12 protein-coding genes and 1 pseudogene are annotated in these 16,669 nt (G+C 56.1%); all 13 read right to left on the bottom strand.

The genetic code is table 11. The annotated features are described in order from the left end of the window. Positions 1-87: 87 nt before the first annotated feature. Positions 88-414, bottom strand: a complete 327-nt coding sequence (locus Q0V31_RS13730; protein WP_298188340.1) for a hypothetical protein — start codon at positions 412-414, stop codon at positions 88-90. A 177-nt stretch (positions 415-591) separates the two neighbouring features. Beyond that, positions 592-1,776 carry a porin gene (locus Q0V31_RS13725; protein WP_298188339.1) on the bottom strand — a complete coding sequence of 395 codons (1,185 nt, stop codon included), beginning with the start codon at positions 1,774-1,776 and terminating at the stop codon, positions 592-594. A gap of 284 nt (positions 1,777-2,060) precedes the next feature. After that, positions 2,061-4,502 (bottom strand): pyrroloquinoline quinone biosynthesis protein PqqF, encoded by a 2,442-nt coding sequence (pqqF, locus tag Q0V31_RS13720; protein WP_298191073.1) that lies wholly within the window; start codon positions 4,500-4,502, stop codon positions 2,061-2,063. A 290-nt stretch (positions 4,503-4,792) separates the two neighbouring features. Then, complete coding sequence (gene gabT, locus Q0V31_RS13715) at positions 4,793-6,073, bottom strand: 4-aminobutyrate--2-oxoglutarate transaminase (RefSeq protein WP_298188338.1); 1,281 nt, start codon at positions 6,071-6,073, stop codon at positions 4,793-4,795. Positions 6,074-6,144: 71 nt separating this feature from the next. Next, positions 6,145-7,608 carry an NADP-dependent succinate-semialdehyde dehydrogenase gene (gene gabD / locus Q0V31_RS13710; protein ID WP_298188337.1) on the bottom strand — a complete coding sequence of 488 codons (1,464 nt, stop codon included), beginning with the start codon at positions 7,606-7,608 and terminating at the stop codon, positions 6,145-6,147. A 20-nt stretch (positions 7,609-7,628) separates the two neighbouring features. After that, on the bottom strand, positions 7,629-8,456 hold the full coding sequence (locus tag Q0V31_RS13705; RefSeq protein WP_298188335.1) for an ABC transporter permease: 828 nt from the start codon (positions 8,454-8,456) through the stop codon (positions 7,629-7,631). 13 nt (positions 8,457-8,469) lie between these two features. Next, entirely contained in the window at positions 8,470-9,717 is a 1,248-nt protein-coding gene (locus tag Q0V31_RS13700; protein WP_298188333.1) for an ABC transporter permease, read from the bottom strand. 57 nt (positions 9,718-9,774) lie between these two features. Continuing rightward, positions 9,775-10,806, bottom strand: coding sequence for an ABC transporter substrate-binding protein (locus Q0V31_RS13695; protein ID WP_298188331.1), 1,032 nt, complete (start codon positions 10,804-10,806; stop codon positions 9,775-9,777). Between the two features lie 41 nt (positions 10,807-10,847). After that, complete coding sequence (locus Q0V31_RS13690) at positions 10,848-11,960, bottom strand: ABC transporter ATP-binding protein (protein ID WP_298188330.1); 1,113 nt, start codon at positions 11,958-11,960, stop codon at positions 10,848-10,850. 159 nt (positions 11,961-12,119) lie between these two features. Next, complete coding sequence (locus Q0V31_RS13685) at positions 12,120-12,737, bottom strand: response regulator transcription factor (protein ID WP_298188328.1); 618 nt, start codon at positions 12,735-12,737, stop codon at positions 12,120-12,122. A gap of 8 nt (positions 12,738-12,745) precedes the next feature. Further along, complete coding sequence (locus Q0V31_RS13680; RefSeq protein WP_298188327.1) at positions 12,746-15,142, bottom strand: PAS domain S-box protein; 2,397 nt, start codon at positions 15,140-15,142, stop codon at positions 12,746-12,748. A 128-nt stretch (positions 15,143-15,270) separates the two neighbouring features. Beyond that, positions 15,271-15,942: a GntR family transcriptional regulator gene (locus tag Q0V31_RS13675; protein WP_298188326.1), complete on the bottom strand. Its 672-nt coding sequence runs from the start codon at positions 15,940-15,942 to the stop codon at positions 15,271-15,273. An 88-nt stretch (positions 15,943-16,030) separates the two neighbouring features. Then, positions 16,031-16,562, bottom strand: a pseudogene (locus tag Q0V31_RS13670) (SDR family oxidoreductase). Positions 16,563-16,669: the final 107 nt, after the last annotated feature.

The following is a 16,669-nucleotide window of genomic DNA, read 5'->3' as shown; positions in this document are numbered from 1 at the left end:
CCCCCATGCAACTTGAGTAGCGCAGGGCTAGTTCCTAAGTAGCGGGCCATAACAGCAGTGTCAGCACCAGCATGCCGCTATAGAAGCCTATTTCCGGTTTTCACTGAGCGGCTGAATCCGCCGCAATGCACTATAGATGTGGACGATGACCATCATCACGGCGACTGCTGCCAGCATCTCGACGTCAACGTGAATGGACTCACCGCTAAGCGCCGCGCGGAGCACCATGGTTTCGGGAGTCAGAATAAAGGCACTCAGGCAGCGGCCGAAGTACACCGCCAGATCGGTATGCGCAGGAGTCTTCCAGCCCGTCAAACGGGCCAAACCAGTGGAATACAGAAAATCGACAAGGCAAATACCGGGATGGTCGCCAGCGTCAGATTCAGCAGGTACTGCGGGGCGTAAACACGCCATAAACCGCGTACATGGTCTTTCTTGGAAGACTTATTTGAGGGTTACAGACAGCGCATTAACACAATGGGCAGCGCCAGCAATACGCCACTGAAGGGCAGCAGGATCAGCAGTACATCCAGGTGCATGGCAACCTCCAAGTAAAAGCCGGGCAACTTCTGCCCGGCCCTGACAGCCTGCTTACCAGCTGAGAACCGCACCCACCGCGAAGGTGTCGGTGTCTTCGCCCAGGCCGCTGCCCTGAGCCGCATCAATCTCGTACTGGTTGTATTCGGCAACCAGCTTGAGGTTGTCGTTAATGGTGCGGAAGTAGGCGACACCGCGGGTCTCGTAATCGGCGGCAGTTCCCAAACCGTTGCCTTCATCCTCGGTCTTGCCGTAAGACAGTGCGACACGGTTTTTGCCAAAGGTGTAGGAGCCTTGCAGTAAATAGCCGTCGCTATCGATTTCACGCAGCGTGGGCTCACCCAGGTTGTTGGTAAAGAATGGGTTGATACCCTCAGCCTGGAAGCCTGAAGCGGTCACTGAAAAGCCAGCCATCTTCGCCTGTACGCCATAGCCCAAGCCTTGTGACGTCACGCTATCAACTGTGCTATCGGTGTTTTCCGAGGTTTGGTAAGCGCCGTTGAGCCAGGAGTAGATGGTCGCCCCGCCTAGGTCAAACTGGTAGCTGACCTCCGACTCAAAGCGCGGCTCATCCTGATAGGACTTGCCCACGGCGCTGTCATCGTTGGTGTCTACTGGGTCCATGATACCCACGGCAACGCGCAAGCCTTCTGCCAGGTTGTTGTTGCGGTAAGTGATCTGCGAGGTCGGGAACGGGTACGGATAGCCGGTGCCAATATTGCCGAACGATACGCCCGTGCCATCGACTAGGCCCAGGGTATCGCTGACGTTGCCGTAGCCGGCCAGTAACTCATCAAGAAAAATGTTCGAGCGTGAGAACAGACCAAAGTCTTTACCGACCAGTACTTCACCCCACTCTGGCGAGGCCACGGTGCCGTAGAACTGACGCACATCGATGGCGGTATCGGTGCCGTTGGTTTCACTGTCGTTGATGGTGACCCAGAACGACGAACGTCCGCCAAGTTGCAGGCCATCAATCTGCTTACCGAAGTTGAAGCCAATCCAGTTCGGCAAAAAACCCATTTTCACCCGCGATTGACGGCGGTCGAATTTCTCACCTTCGCGATCAACATCACTGCTCACATAAAAGGCATTGATATAACCGTCGGTTGAAAAGGTGGTGTCGTCCTTGTCATACAGGACGATCTCGGCGGCCGCGTGCTGAGCGCTTAGCATTGCGATGGTGGCAGCCAAGGTCAGGGGCATAAATCGGGTGCTGGCGATCTTGTTGTTGTTCATAACACTCTCCGCTGGATGGGACGACCGGCAATGGTCAGTCAAGGTCGGAGGTGATTATTGAAAAGCTCTGGCAACCGCCATAGGCTGCCATAGTGCTGGTTGACTGCTGCTTTGGAGCGGTCATCTTGCTGCACCTTAATGGTGTACTACTACCTGCCCTCTGGTGCCTGAACTCAAGGATGCCCACCCAAGGTCGTAGAGGTACTAATCCACCTACAGGCGAAATCCTGCCAACGCGGGGCGTAAGAGTTCAGGTATCAGGGTTTGACGCAGCCAGGCATGCGTCAGGCGGGAAGCTGCTCGTCGTTACTCAACACATACCAGCCACCATCGGCCTGGTTCAGGGCCTGCTGGGCCTGCTGCAGTGCATCCAGGCTTACTTTCTGCAGCGCCTGCTGCACGGACTGGCTATGTTCACTGGTCAAACCGGCTAGGTGTGCTTGCCAGGCCAGTTCGGCCAACCCGTCAGGGCTGCACGCCTGCACCTGCCACTGGCAACGTAAGGCTTCGACCGCGCAAGCCAGCCCCGCTGCATCCAGTCCAACCATGTAGTCACCCCGAGCCTGCAAAAACGCCTGAATGTGCTCAAGAATTATCTCGGCGCTGCAGCATGGGGATTGCACGCCAAACAGTAGCCCACGTCGCCCCTGAATTTGCTCATACCTGCAGAAAACCGCATAACCCAATTGCAGCTCACTGCGCAGACGTTGGTAGAACGCGCCTTGATGCAGCTGGCCAAGCAGGCGCCAACAGGCCTCGGTAGCAGCTGCCTGATCCGGCTGAGGGCAAAATAGCAACAACGCTGATTCGCCCTCAGCATCTAATCTCCGCCAGTGCTGCCCAGCCGTAACAGTAGCTGTGCGTGCTGACGGCTGCAGGGGAACCACCTGTGTAAACATTGCAGTAATCTGCCGCTGCGCACCTTGATCCAGGCCCACGCCAAGGGCGTCGATACGCACCTGACGATGGCGCAACTGCAGCACCCTTGAATCGATGCTTTGCGCGTCGGCAGACGACTCATTCAGAAGCTCGGCGCTGGCTGCCAGCAACTGCCGGATCGGCATGCTCTGCCGATCTGCCGCCCCCCTCGTCACGGCGGCGAAAAAACATGCAGCCTCAGGCTGCAGCAGCGCGGGCATAAGCAGTGCTAAAGCGCGCGGAACAAGACTCGCCTGCCCCTTGAGCCGCAAGCTCAAACTGGAGGGTTCAGCCTCTAATACCAAACTGATACCAACGTCAGTCAGGTGCTGACGTAGCGCCCGAGTACTGATCTCCGCCAGATTAAGCAGGAATGCCGAGCCCAGTGGCTCGGCAAAACACAAGCGTGCTTGCCAAACAGCTAATGGGCCAGAACCCAGTATCTTGGGTGCTGGCAACCAAGCCATTGAGGCAGGAACGCCAAGTGCTATGAAGATCGACTCATTGGCGGACAAAAACGGATTAGGCTCAGGTAATTTCCAGCGACCACGCAGTTCTGGCAACAACAATGCCGGCGTACAGCACATACGCAGAGGAAAGCCTGCACCGCCACACTCGGGTAGCGCGCGGTTATCGGCAATTAGTACACAACGACGCAGCGGGTCCTGTAACTGCTGCAACAACGCGCTTAAGGTTTTACCCTCACAACATGAAAATTCCTGCCATGCACGAGCCAGTTCCAGTGGAGCCATGCCATATCGACGTTTCTGTTCAATCTGTTGATAGCTGTCGAGCCAGGCGGAAAAGTTGACGTTAGCGCTAACGAAAGCCAACCAATCCAGCAGCAGAGCCAAGGTGTCCGGTGGTGACGCCACACCACGAAAACTGATTAGCAGCAAAGCCTGACCTGCATGGCAATAAAGCACCTGAGCACCCAACGACTCCGCCAAGCCACGCTCACGCCCTTCCGCGCTCAACCCTCCTGAACTCTCATCGGTAAACTTGGATTGCAGCACAGCCAGAGCTGAATCAACGGATCCGCTAGGTAACTCCAGTGCAAACCCAAGATGAAGGCTAAGCGGCTCACCAGGCAGGTTGAGCCGAAAATGGTCGGCGCGTAATGGCAACATGGGCACAGGCAACTCGCCCCCCGCCGTGCCACCTTCATCCATGCACTGCCCATAACGCTGAGCCAAAGCATAGAGTTCATCAACTCGCAGGGGGGCAACGATACTCAGCTGACAGTGGCCTGCACTGTAGTAAGTAGCGTGAAACGAACGCAGTGCTGCCTGAAAATCCGCATCTTCCACCGGCAGGGTTTCACGATTACCTGCCTGAAAAACACCGCACCGATGCCCTTCGGCCAGCGCCTGCCCAAGTGCTGTGCTTATGAGGGTTGTAGCATCCTGGCTACGTGCAATAAATTCGGCATGCACCACTTCGCGCTCACGAGCCTGCTCGATCTCGCCCAGTAATGGCCTAGAAACCATATCCACCAGCCGCGCCAATGCACCGTCCAGGTACTGGACAGGTACCTCGCAAAAATACTCGGTATAACGCGCCTGCGTTGTCGCATTCACCTGGCCAGCGCAGCGCTGGACAAAAGGCATCAGACGCTGCTCACCTGTAAATCCGACGCTGCCAAGAAACAGCAAATGCTCAAGAAAATGGGCCAACCCCGGGTAAGCCAGCGGCTCGTCATGACTCCCGGCATTCACCCTCAGACACAGCCCGGCTCGATTTAACCAAGGCTGAGTGCGCAAGCGGATAGACAAGCCGTTTTCTAGCCTTCGACACACTGGTTCCATACTCTGGCTAGCGAGACAATGGGACATAGCCGACAAAGCCATTGGTGGACAGGGAATGGTCAAGCATCAATCGCATAAGGATCTAGCGCAATTGTTCTTTGGGAGTAAGTTCTTGTTGATACTGACCATCGATCAACTTCGCGACTTTGGCCTGACCGTAGATGTCGGCCACACTGGTGAGGAACCGAGAGTTTCCCTGGAGAAACAACTAAAAAAACCGCTCGTTATGAGCGGTTTTTTATTTGTTTGCAGGCCCCACTTTCCCCTTGATGGGCTCATACCTATGGACTTCAGGCTAGCTCATCGAAACACTCGGCGATAATGCTCATGCCTTTGTCCAGTAATGCATCTTCTGCCGTAAGTGGGACCAGTACGCGCAGTACGTTGCCATAGGTTCCGCATGACAGCAGGATCAGTCCTTTGTCGCGGGCTTTGGCTACCACTTGGCCGACCAACGCAGCAGCCGGTTTGTGTGGGTCGCCCCCTTCAAACAGTTCAACGGCAATCATTGCACCCAGAGCGCGTACTTCGCCGATAACCTTGTGTTTGGCCTGGATGGCTTTGAGCCCGCTGACCAAGCGTTCCCCGACTACGTTGCAGCGTTCTAGTAGGTTTTCTTCTTCAAAAACCTCCATTACGGCCAGCGCGGCAACGCACGAAATAGGGTTACCTGCATATGTACCACCCAAGCCGCCTGGTGCAATCGAATCCATGTACTGCGCCTTGCCGCATACACCGGCGATTGGGAAGCCGCCGGCAATGGATTTAGCGAAGGTAGTCAGGTCGGCGCTAACGCCCATTTGCTCCATGGCGAAGAAGGTGCCTGTGCGGCCGGCACCCGTTTGCACTTCGTCAGCAATCAGCAGAATTCCGTGCTGGTCACACAGGGCACGCAGTCGCTGCATAAAGTCTTTCGGCGCGACATAGAAACCGCCCTCGCCCTGCACTGGCTCGATGATGATTGCGGCGATGTCTTTCGGCTCGGCGTCGTTCTTGAAGATCCGCTCGATGCTGGCAATCGCATCATCCGTGCTCACGCCGTGCAGCGCGCATGGGTACTGGGCGCGGAAGATACCGCCGGGCATCAAACCCATACCGGCGGAGTACGGCACAACCTTACCGGTCAGACCAAGGGTCATCATGGTGCGACCATGGTAGGCGCCGGTAAACGCAATCACACCAGTGCGACCGGTGGCGGCACGGGCAATTTTCACTGCGTTCTCTACCGCTTCGGAGCCAGTGGTAACTAGCAAGGTCTTCTTGGTGAAGTCGCCCGGAACCTTGGCGTTGATCTTTTCGCATAGCTCAACGTAGGGCTCATACGCCAGTACCTGAAAGCACGTATGAGTAAGCTTGCTCAACTGGGCCTGCACGGCCGCGATTACTTTGGGGTGCAGATGGCCGGTGTTAAGGACGGCGATGCCGCCAGCGAAATCGATAAATTCACGACCTTCTACATCGATCACTGTGACGTTTTTGGCCGTGTCAGCAAAAATCGGGTGAATCTGGCCGACGCCACGCGGTACAGCAGCGTCGCGGCGCTTCATCAACGATTCATTAGTGTTTTTCATGCGGCTCCTCATGGGCGTCTATCGACGGTTTATGCATGTTATTAGCGGTCGCTACTGCGCAATACGTGGGCTTAAATGCCCAGACACAGGTATTTAATTTCTAGGTATTCATCCAAACCGTACTTAGAGCCTTCACGGCCAAGACCGGAGGCCTTCATGCCGCCAAACGGTGCAACCTCGGTTGAGATAACCCCGGTATTGACACCTACAATGCCGTACTCCAGCGCCTCCGCTACGCGGAACACCCGGCTTAGGTCGCGCGAGTAGAAGTAACCCGCCAGACCAAACTCGGTGTCGTTGGCCATGGCAATCACGTCGGCTTCCTGCTGAAAGCGAAACAGCGGCGCCAGGGGGCCGAAGGTTTCTTCCTTGGCCACTGCCGCCGTGGTGGGCACATCGACGAGTATGGTCGGCTGGAAAAAAGTACCGCCCAGGGCGTGTGGCTTACCGCCCGCGAGTAGACGTGCGCCTTTGCTGAGGGCATCTTCAAGGTGGCGTTGGACCTTGGTCACGGCGTTGCTGTCGATCAGCGGGCCTGTGGTGACGCCATCATCAGTGCCATTGCCGACTTTGAGGGTGGCAACAGCAGCATTGAACTTCTGCGCAAAGGCCTCGTAAACGCCGTCCTGCACGTAAATGCGGTTAGCGCAGACGCAGGTCTGACCGTTGTTGCGGTATTTGGAGATCATCGCGCCTTCGACGGCAGCGTCTAGATCAGCGTCATCAAACACGATAAAAGGCGCGTTGCCACCCAGCTCTAGGGAGAGCTTCTTCAAGGTCGGTGCACATTGCTGCATCAGTTTGATGCCCACAGCGGTTGAGCCGGTGAACGAGAGCTTGCGTACCACCGGGCTTTCGCACAGCTCGGCACCGACTTCTCGGGAGACCTCTACATCTGCGGTAATCACACTAAGCAAACCGGGCGGTAAGCCTGCGCGCTCAGCCAGAACAACCAGCGCTAATGCGGAAAAAGGCGTCTGCGGCGCAGGTTTAAGCACCATGGCGCACCCAGCCGCTAAGGCGGGACCAGCCTTGCGGGTGATCATCGCGCTGGGGAAGTTCCAGGGCGTAATAGCCGCCGTAACGCCCACGGGTTCCTTCTGCACCAATATGCGTTTATCCGCCGCATGGGCCGGTATCACATCGCCATAAGCACGCTTGGCTTCCTCGGCAAACCACTCGATAAACGAAGCCGCGTAGGCAATTTCGCCTCGGGCCTCGGTCAGAGGCTTGCCTTGCTCTGCAGTCATGATGCGCGCCAAGTCTTCTTGGTTTTCCATCACCAGTTGGTACCAGCGGCGTAAAAAGTTGGCGCGCTCTTTGGCCGTAAGGGCGCGCCAGGCCGGCTGTGCTGCTTGCGCGGCGGCAATGGCACGGCGGGTTTCGCTGCGCCCCATATTCGGCACGCTGCCCACCAGCTCAGCGGTGGCAGGATTGAAAATTGAGGTGCGCGCATTGCTATCGGCTTCGCACCACTGGCCATCCACATAGGCGTGTTGGCGCAGCAGGCTTGGGTCTTGTAGTTCGAGTGGCATGGCTGGGCTCTATGTTTAGATCATTCAGGCTGTTGGGTGCGGAGTTTTTCGCTGCGGCCGCGCAGCCATTCCAAGGTCAGCAGTAACAGGATGGAAAACCCGATCAGCATGGTTGCGGCGGCCGCGATAGTCGGGCTGAGGTTCTCGCGGATACCACTGAACATCTGCCGAGGTAGGGTGACTTGCTGTGGGCCGGCGAGAAACAGCGTCACCACGACTTCATCAAACGAGGTGGCGAAGGCAAACAGCGCGCCGGAGATAACGCCAGGGGCGATCAGCGGCAAGGTCACTCTGCGAAAGGCGGTAAACGGCGAGGCCCCTAGGCTAGACGCTGCGCGAACGAGGTTGTAATTGAAGCCCTGCAGCGTCGCCGACACGGTGATGATCACGAACGGTACGCCAAGTACCGCATGCACGAGGATCAGTGATATGTAGCTGTTACCCATGCCTAACGGCGCGAGGAACAGGTAACTGGCCACACCGACAATCACCACGGGCACCACCATCGGCGAAATCACCAGGCTCATTACTAGGGCCTTACCGCGGAACTCCCCCCGGGTTAAACCGATGGCCGCGAGCGTGCCCAGCACCATGGCGATGAAGGTCGCCGCTGGAGCAATAATCAGGCTGTTTTTCAGGGCGCGCATCCAGCTGGCCGACTCGAAAAAGTCTTGGTACCACTGCAGGGAAAACCCTTGCAGTGGGTAGGTTAGAAAACTGCCCGAGTTAAACGACAACGGAATGATGACCAACACCGGCAAAATCAGGAACAGCAGTACCAGGGCGCACAGGGTGCGCAAGCTGTAGTGCCAGATCCGTTCAATAGGCGACATATAGGGGCTTAGCATCTCGACTTTCTCCTTAGCTCATACGCAGGCGGCTAGCGCCCACCAGCCAGCTGTAAACCACATAGAGCACCAAGGTCGCGAGTAACAGCAGACCGCCAAGCGCTGTGGCCATACCCCAGTTGATGCTGACGTTGGTGTAGAACGCAACGAAGTAGCTGACCATTTGATCGCTCGGACTGCCGAGCAGAGCCGGGGTGATGTAGTAGCCAATGGACAGGATGAACACCAACAAGCAGCCGGCGCTGACACCCGCCACCGTTTGCGGGAAGTACACGCGCCAAAAGCTGGTAAATGGATGGCAACCGAGGGAAATAGCGGCGCGCATATAGGTCGGCGAAATACCTTTCATCACGCTGTAAATCGGCAGAATCATGAAGGGCAGCATGATGTGCACCATGGAGATGTAAACCCCGGCGCGGTTGAACACCAGTTGCAGGGGTTCATCAATAATGCCGAGGCTGATCAGGGCGCCATTAATCAAACCCGAGGACTGCAACAGCACAATCCAGGCGGCAACACGCACCAAGATCGAGGTCCAGAACGGCAGCAGCACCAAAATCATCAGCAGGTTGCTTTGCCGCGTTGGCAGGGTTGCCAGCAAGTAAGCCAGTGGGTAGGCCAACACTAAACAGATGGCGGTAATCACCAAACCCATCCAGAACGTGCGGACGAAAATATCGAGGTAAATCGCTTGGTCGGGGGACGCTGCGGCCAACTCGCCTAAGTCATCAATACGATGATCAACCGCAGCCAATAAATAATAGGGACTGATGCTGCTGGTATTGCGGCGGATGACCTGCCAATACGCGGGGTCACCCCAACGCTCGTCGAGACCTTCAAGAGCGTCTTTATAAGAAGCCGGCTCGGTCTTGAACGGCAAGGCCCTGGCGCTTTTCATCATCAAGCTGCGGTAGCCCGCCTGCTCCATGTTCATGCGCTTTGATAGGTCACCAATGGTGCGGCTCTTGCGCGCCTCCGCAAGGTCAAGGCTGAGTGCCTTGTAGACGGGCTCGCCAGGCAGCGCGCGGCCGTCCCAATCGGCAATCGCTGCCACGGTCAGCGGCAGCGTGTCGACCACCTCTGGGTTGTTCACGCTTTTGTAGAGCAGTGCGGCAATCGGAACCAGGAAAATCAGCACCAGAAATATCAGAAGCGGCGCTATTAGTGCCTGGGCTTTAAGGCGATTAAACCGCTCGGCACGAGCCAGGCGCTGCTTCAGCGTGGTGCCGGCGTTCTCGTTGAGAGGCGCTGCAATTGCCATAACGAACTCCGCAAATCAGGGAAGGCCCCCTTCTAGATGAAGGGGGCTAAGCAGTGGTTAACGGGCCGCCCAGGAGTTAAAGCGCTGTTCCAGTTGCTCGCCGTAATCAGCCCAGAACGTCACATCAATAGCGACCTGGTTGACAATGTTGTCGGGGGCGGTAGGCATGTCACTCAGCAGCTCCGGCGCGAGCAGGTTGATGGCTTCTTTGTTGGCCGGGCCGTAAGCGATGTTTTCTGAGAAGGCTTTTTGCTGTTCTGGCTGCACAGTGAACGCGATGAACTTCTGAGCTGCTTCAAGGCTTTTCGCGCCTTTAGGAATGGCCCAGCTGTCGAAGTCATAAATTCCGCCGTTCCACACCACTTTCAGGTTGCTCTCATTTTTCACTGCGGCAATTCGCCCGTTATAGGCTGAGCTCATCACAACGTCGCCAGAGGCCAGAAACTGCGGAGGCTGGGCTCCGGCTTCCCACCACTGAATGCTTGGTTTGATTTGATCAAGCTTTGCGAAAGCACGGTCCTGGCCCTCTTTAGTGGCCAGCACGCCGTACACATCCTTGGGGGCTACGCCATCAGCCATAAGGGCGAACTCAAGGGTGTATTTAGCGCCTTTGCGCAAACCGCGCTTGCCCGGGAATTTTTCGGTGTCCCAGAAATCCGACCAACCGGTTGGCGCTGTCGTGAGTTTGTCGGCGTTGTATGCCAGCACGGTCGACCAGACGAAGAAGCCAACGCCGCAAGGCTGAATCGCGCCGGTAATAAACGTATCTGCATGGCCAAACTGGGCCGAGTCGAGTTCCTCGAACATGCCTTCTTCGCAGCCGCGCGCGAGTTCCGGCGATTCAACTTCAACCAGATTCCAGGTCACACTGTTGGTGTCCACCATGGCTTTAACCTTGGCCATTTCACCGTTGTAGTCCCCGGAAATGATTTTATTTCCCGTGGCTTTTTCCCACGGCTGATAGAAGGCCTTGATTTGCGCATCTTTGTTAGCGCCACCGAAGGCAATTACCGTGAGGTCGTCCGCCATTGCCGGCGCGGCGAATGCGACAGCCAATGTCAGAGCTGTAAGCGAGAGAGTTTTGGTCATTGTTGTTTTCTCCACTGCAGGATTGATGAAGCGAGGTGAACTCAGTGTGTTTCGATCAGCGGGTCTAGGGCGCGCACATGCTCGACCTCCCAGCCTAGGGGGACGACATCGCCTACAGCCAATGCCGGGTCAAGTTCGGCAATGGGTTGCTTGACGAAGAAATCGCTCATGCCACAAACCTCTAGACGAACCCGCACGTGGTCGCCGAGGTAAATAAATTCGGATACGCGGCCCGAGAAACGGTTCTGGCAGGACTCACTCGAACCATTCAAGCGAACACGCTCTGGGCGCACCGACAGCGTCACCGGCTCGCCGGGTTGGCCAACATTGACAGCCAGCGCTTCAATTTTTTCTCCACGCGCCAGCTCGACCATGCAGCGGTCGCCGGCTTGGCTGAGCAAGCGGCCATTGATTCGGTTGTTTTCGCCAATGAAGTTGGCGACGAAGGTGTTGCTCGGCTCTTCATACAGCGTGCGTGGGTCGGCGATCTGTTGAATTTCGCCTTGATGAAACACCGCCACGCGATCAGACATGGTCAAGGCTTCGCCCTGATCATGAGTCACGTAAACCACGGTGACTCCCAAGCGCTTATGCAGGTGTTTAATTTCCATCTGCATGTGTTCGCGCAGTTGTTTATCGAGAGCGCCGAGCGGCTCATCCATCAGCACTAACTGCGGCTCAAACACCAGCGCACGGGCCAAGGCCACGCGTTGTTGTTGACCGCCTGAAAGCTGGCCGGGATAACGATTACGGAAGCTATCGAGTTGCACCATCGACAAGGCTTTTTTCACCCGCTCGGTGCTGTCGGTGCGTGACATACCGCGTACTGAAAGGGGAAAGGCCAGGTTCTCGGCCACGGTCATGTGGGGAAACAAGGCGTAGTTCTGGAACACCATGCCGATATCACGCTTGTGCGGAGGGAGCTTAGTCAGCGAGCGGCCACCCAGTTGGATATCACCAGCGGTGGGCGTTTCGAAACCGGCCAGCATCATCAGGCTGGTGGTCTTACCTGAACCAGAAGGGCCGAGCAAGGTGAGGAACTCGCCCTTGCGTATATCCAAATTGAGATCTTTAACGATCAGGTTTTCGCCGTCGTAGCTCTTCTGAATGCCACGAAAACTTACCAGAACGTCATTTTCCTGAGACCCAGTCATCGCTATACCTTTGTTTTTATCTGCACGCTGTTAAGTACAGAGAGTAGGCACGGTTTCAGATTGGAAAAATCGGGCAGGATGACAGCTGGCTATCAGGCTGTAGGACAATTTCTTGTAGGGATTGCCCTACAAGAAACGTGGTGAGTGCTGCCTAAGTACTCACATCAACTTGTTATCAATGGCATAGCGCACCATGTCTGCTAATGAAGCCATGCCGAGCTTTTGCATCAGACGGGCTTTATGGGTGCTTACGGTTTTATTGCTAACGGCCAGGTGCTGGGCAATTTCATTCACCCCCTCACCCCGAACCAGTCGCTCAAATACCGAGAACTCCCGTTCAGATAATTGCGCATGCAGCGGCCGTGAATCAGTGAGGCCGACCTCGAACACCATACGGTCGGCCAAAGCGGGGTCGATATAGCGACCACCCGCCGCCACTTTGCGAATAGCGGTAATCAGTAGCGCAGGCTCGCTGTCTTTGGTGGCGTAGCCTGCCGCCCCCACTTTAAGCGCGCGTGCCGCCATCTGCGCTTCATCGTGCATGGACAACACCAAAATCGCCGGCGCATCAGCCAAGGCACGAATCCTTGGAATCGCTTCAAGTCCATTGATCCCCGGCATGGAAATATCCAGCAGCACCACATCGCAAGGGGTGCGGCGCAGGCATTCGAGCAACTGCTCACCATTACTCGCCTCCCCCACCACGTGCAAGTCATGGCACATGCCGAGCAAGGTTTTTATGCCCTCGCGAACAATGGTGTGGTCTTCTGCGACCATGACTCGGATCACCTTAACTCCTCCTCACTCAGTGCCACACGTGCGCACAGGGTTGTCCCTTCGCCAAGTTGGCTGTCAATGCTCAGGGTGCCGCCCAGCATCAATATGCGCTCGCGCATACCGACCAAGCCAAATGACCTTACAGGGTTGTTGCTGTTGGTTGTGAACCCCTTGCCGTCATCACTGATGCACAAGCACAACTCCCCCCCCTTCAAACTCAAGGTAACGTGCACACTGTGCGCTTGTGCATGGCGCATCACGTTGGTCAGCGCTTCTTGAAGAATGCGAAATAAGCCTGTGGCTTTCGCGTCGCTCAGCTTCGGCAAATTGTCGGGTACATCTACCAAACAGGTAAGGTGGCTGCGCGCTTCAAAGCGACGCACTTGCCACTCGATGGCCGACGCGATGCCGGCATCAAGAATCGGTGGGCGCAGTGCCGTCGCCACGTCGCGCACCAACTGGAATAACTGGGCGATCAGCCGTTTTATGTTGTGCAGGTGTTCATCCAACGCGGGCACCTGACCTGCGCAAGCCAACTCGCACATGGCGGTTTCAAGCTTTAGCACCGTGAGCATTTGGCCCAGCTCATCATGCACTTCTCGGGCAATGCGGGTTTTTTCCTCTTCACGCACACTTTCTAAATGTTTAGACAGCTCACGCAGCTGGCTGCGGGATTCGGCCAACTCCAGCTCAATGTGTTTATTGGCGGTGATGTCCCAAACCACGCCATCCCACACCACCCGTTGGTGGTCGAGATGACGCACAGTGGCGCGAATATCCGCCCAACGCAGATCGCCGTCACGTTTAATAATACGGCCCTGCCAGAACCAATCACTGTCACGGGCTAGGGCGGCTTCCTGACTAAGGTTGTAGCTGGCCAGGTCATCCGGGTGGACCAAGCTGCGGATGCCACGATCAACGCGTTGCAGCTCCTCAGCCGGGTACCCCACTAATGCTTGACTGACCGAGCTGATGTACGCAAAGACGACCGGCTGATCGATAACCGGCCGTTCCAGACGAAACACCAACCCTGGGATATTGCCGACGATGCCTTTAAAGCGCGCTTCGCTTTCCTGCAAGGCGGCGTTGGTGCGGCGGCGCTCGGTTATATCGGTGAGGAACACCACCAGATATTCGGCATCGCGAAAACGCAAAAAACTCAATGAAATATTGACGGGTAACAAGCATCCATCGGCCTGCACGCACTCGGTTTCAAAGCTCAGCGGCCCCTCTTCGCGGTTGCGAACTTGTTTCCACAGAGTCAACCAGCGGTCCATGCTCAAACTGGTTTCCAGCTCACGCAAGGGACGCTCAACCAGCGCTCCGGAGGCATAACCCAGCATCATCTCGGCAGCGTGGTTGGCGTAGCGTACATGGCTGTCCCAATTAACCCAGAGAATGCCTACCGTGCTGTGGTCGATGGAGAACTGGCTCAGGTGCAACGCCTGCTCGGCCACCTCGCGCAGGCTCAATTGCTGCCGACTATGCAGTAATTGACTTTCCAATGAGCGCCGTTGCCGGCGCAACTTCACAGCAACGGCAACCGCGCCAAGCAGCGTAATAAATAACAGCAGGGCCAAACCGCGCCAGAAAGACAGGGAATCACTGGCTTGTGGGTACTTTAACGGCAACCAACGCTCACGCAGACGGTCAACTTCGCCAACCGGCAGGGCGCGCAGCGCTTGTTCCATGATCTCTGCCAGCATTGGCTGATCGCGCCGGCTGGCAATGCGCAGTAATTGCGGCAGGCCCAGATCACCGACAATTCTGAGCCCTGCAAATTGCGACTCACCTAACAGCAGACTAAGCCGCGCCTCATCAACCACGGCATAGCGGGCTTGGCGTTGTACTATTTTTTGCAAGGCGGCGCGTGCAGATGACACAGGGAGGATTTGCAGCTGGCTGTAGGTACTGCTCAGGTAAGTCTTGGCTGCACTAGGCGAGCGCACGGAAAATATTTCTGCGGTTTCCAGGTTATCTATATCCACCACATTGCCTGACTGGCGTTCACCGACTATCAAATGCGGCACACGCATATAGGGGTCTGAAAATAGCCATTGCCGAAGGCCCGCGGGCGATTGCTGCATACCAGGCACAAGGTCTAACTCGCCACGCTTTGCCGCAAGATCTAACGCGGCGTAGCTAGAAAAACGCCGCCATACCGGCTCAACCCCGATGCTGGCTAGTATCTGAGAGATCAGCTCGACATTAGCCCCGGAAAGCTTCTGTAATCGCGAGTCGTAACGGGCCCAAGGGGCTTGCATGAGCAGCCCTACGCGCAGCTTTTTATGTTGAGCTAGCCAAATACGATGCTCTGGCGTCAAAGAAACCTGAAGGCCAGTCCTAACCACTTCGGCATGACCTAAAACGGGTAACAGCAGCGCGACTACGAAAAAAAAACACATCAAGCGATACATGTGAAACCTACCCTTAGAATAAGAGCTAAGTACGCATGAGCATGATCTCATGCTGCTTTCGAAGGGTGTAACCATGGACGGTCCCGTGTCTTATCAAGCAACTGTAATAAGGTGATTTAATTCGAAGCAGTGCCCTCAATAAAGGCGAGCAGATAGTCATTGCCGTCACAAATATCGGTGCATATGGCTGCCCTTGAAGCAAGGCCATCTTGTTTGTGCAAAGCGGCAAGAACCTCCCAATGGTGTTCGATGGCAATCTGCTCGGAGAAGTTATGGTAAGCAAGGGCAATCAATGGCCCTGTCCGCATCCATAAACTGTCAAGAAAACCCAGCAGCACAGGCATGGCGGCGATTTCAGCAAGGGCAAAGTGGAATGCTTGGTTGAGTTTGATTGCCTCGACGAAGTCACCTGTCTTTATCGCCTGCAAATTAGCGTTGATATTGTCCTCCAACGCGCGTAAATCCTCCTCAGTCGCGCGCTCGGCGGCTGTTTCTGCCGCCAGCCCCTCCAGTGCGAGGCGAATACTTCGAATCTCTAGATATTGCTCTTTGCTAAGCACGGGCACGCGGATGTCTTTCGGGGTTTTAAGCACCAGCGCCCGCTCCTTGGCGAGTTGCAAAATGGCATCGCGAACCGGCGTGACGCTCGTACCTAACTGCTGCGCCAAGTCGCGGATACGCAGTTTGTCATCAGGCTTGAAACGGCCGGTGATCAGCGCCTCGCGCAGCAGTGCGTACACACTGCTGCCTAGATAGGAATGATTGAGGCCTTCTATCGGGTAGTTCATGGGTATCTCGTCAGGGGGCCGGCGCAGTGTCGTCTGACGAACTGTCAGACGTTAATGATCCTCGTTGTCAGACGTGATTGCCAGTTCGCTAAACGTGCTGCCCTCCGTTGACGTGGATTTCGGCACCATTCACATAAGACGCACCATTGGTACAGAGGAAGTGGATTAGCGAAGCGACCTCCTCCGGCTTGCCTAAGCGATGCAGGTGACGTTGATGATCGTGCCCTGAGCCGCCTTCAACTCCTCGAATAAACCGCCGCCAAGCAGCGCGGTGGAGAATAAATTGACGTTAAACACGCGTATCCAGATCGCGTAATCACTCTCGCGCCCCCATTCGCGCACCACTCGCCGACTTCGGCGAGGTCCCGGCATTGTTCACCAATGCGTGCAACTGGCCGCCCAGCCTCTCGCGGATCAGCGGAAGGTTGCATTCGGCGCTATCAATGTCTTCCAGATCCATATGGATATGGCTCTGCCGCCCTTCAGCCCAAGGACAGCCTGCCCCCACTCCTGGCGCGAGCGGTGAACACTCGCCAGCCAGCGAAATTGAAATGCTTCGCCGTCGCGTGCCCGATACCGCGACTGGCGCCTGTTAGCAGCAACGTTTGGGGTCCATTCATTATCGCTCCCCTCCTTTGCAGTGGCTGTCTCCTGAATGGAGGACAAACGTATAGTGTCTGAACAACCAAATAAAACATGATGCATCATGTTTTTCTAGGTGCTTTAA

This window comes from uncultured Pseudomonas sp. (genome assembly GCF_943846705.1).
In the GTDB taxonomy this organism is placed as follows: Bacteria; Pseudomonadota; Gammaproteobacteria; order Pseudomonadales; family Pseudomonadaceae; genus Aquipseudomonas.
This window is presented reverse-complemented; position numbering and strand designations above follow the sequence as displayed.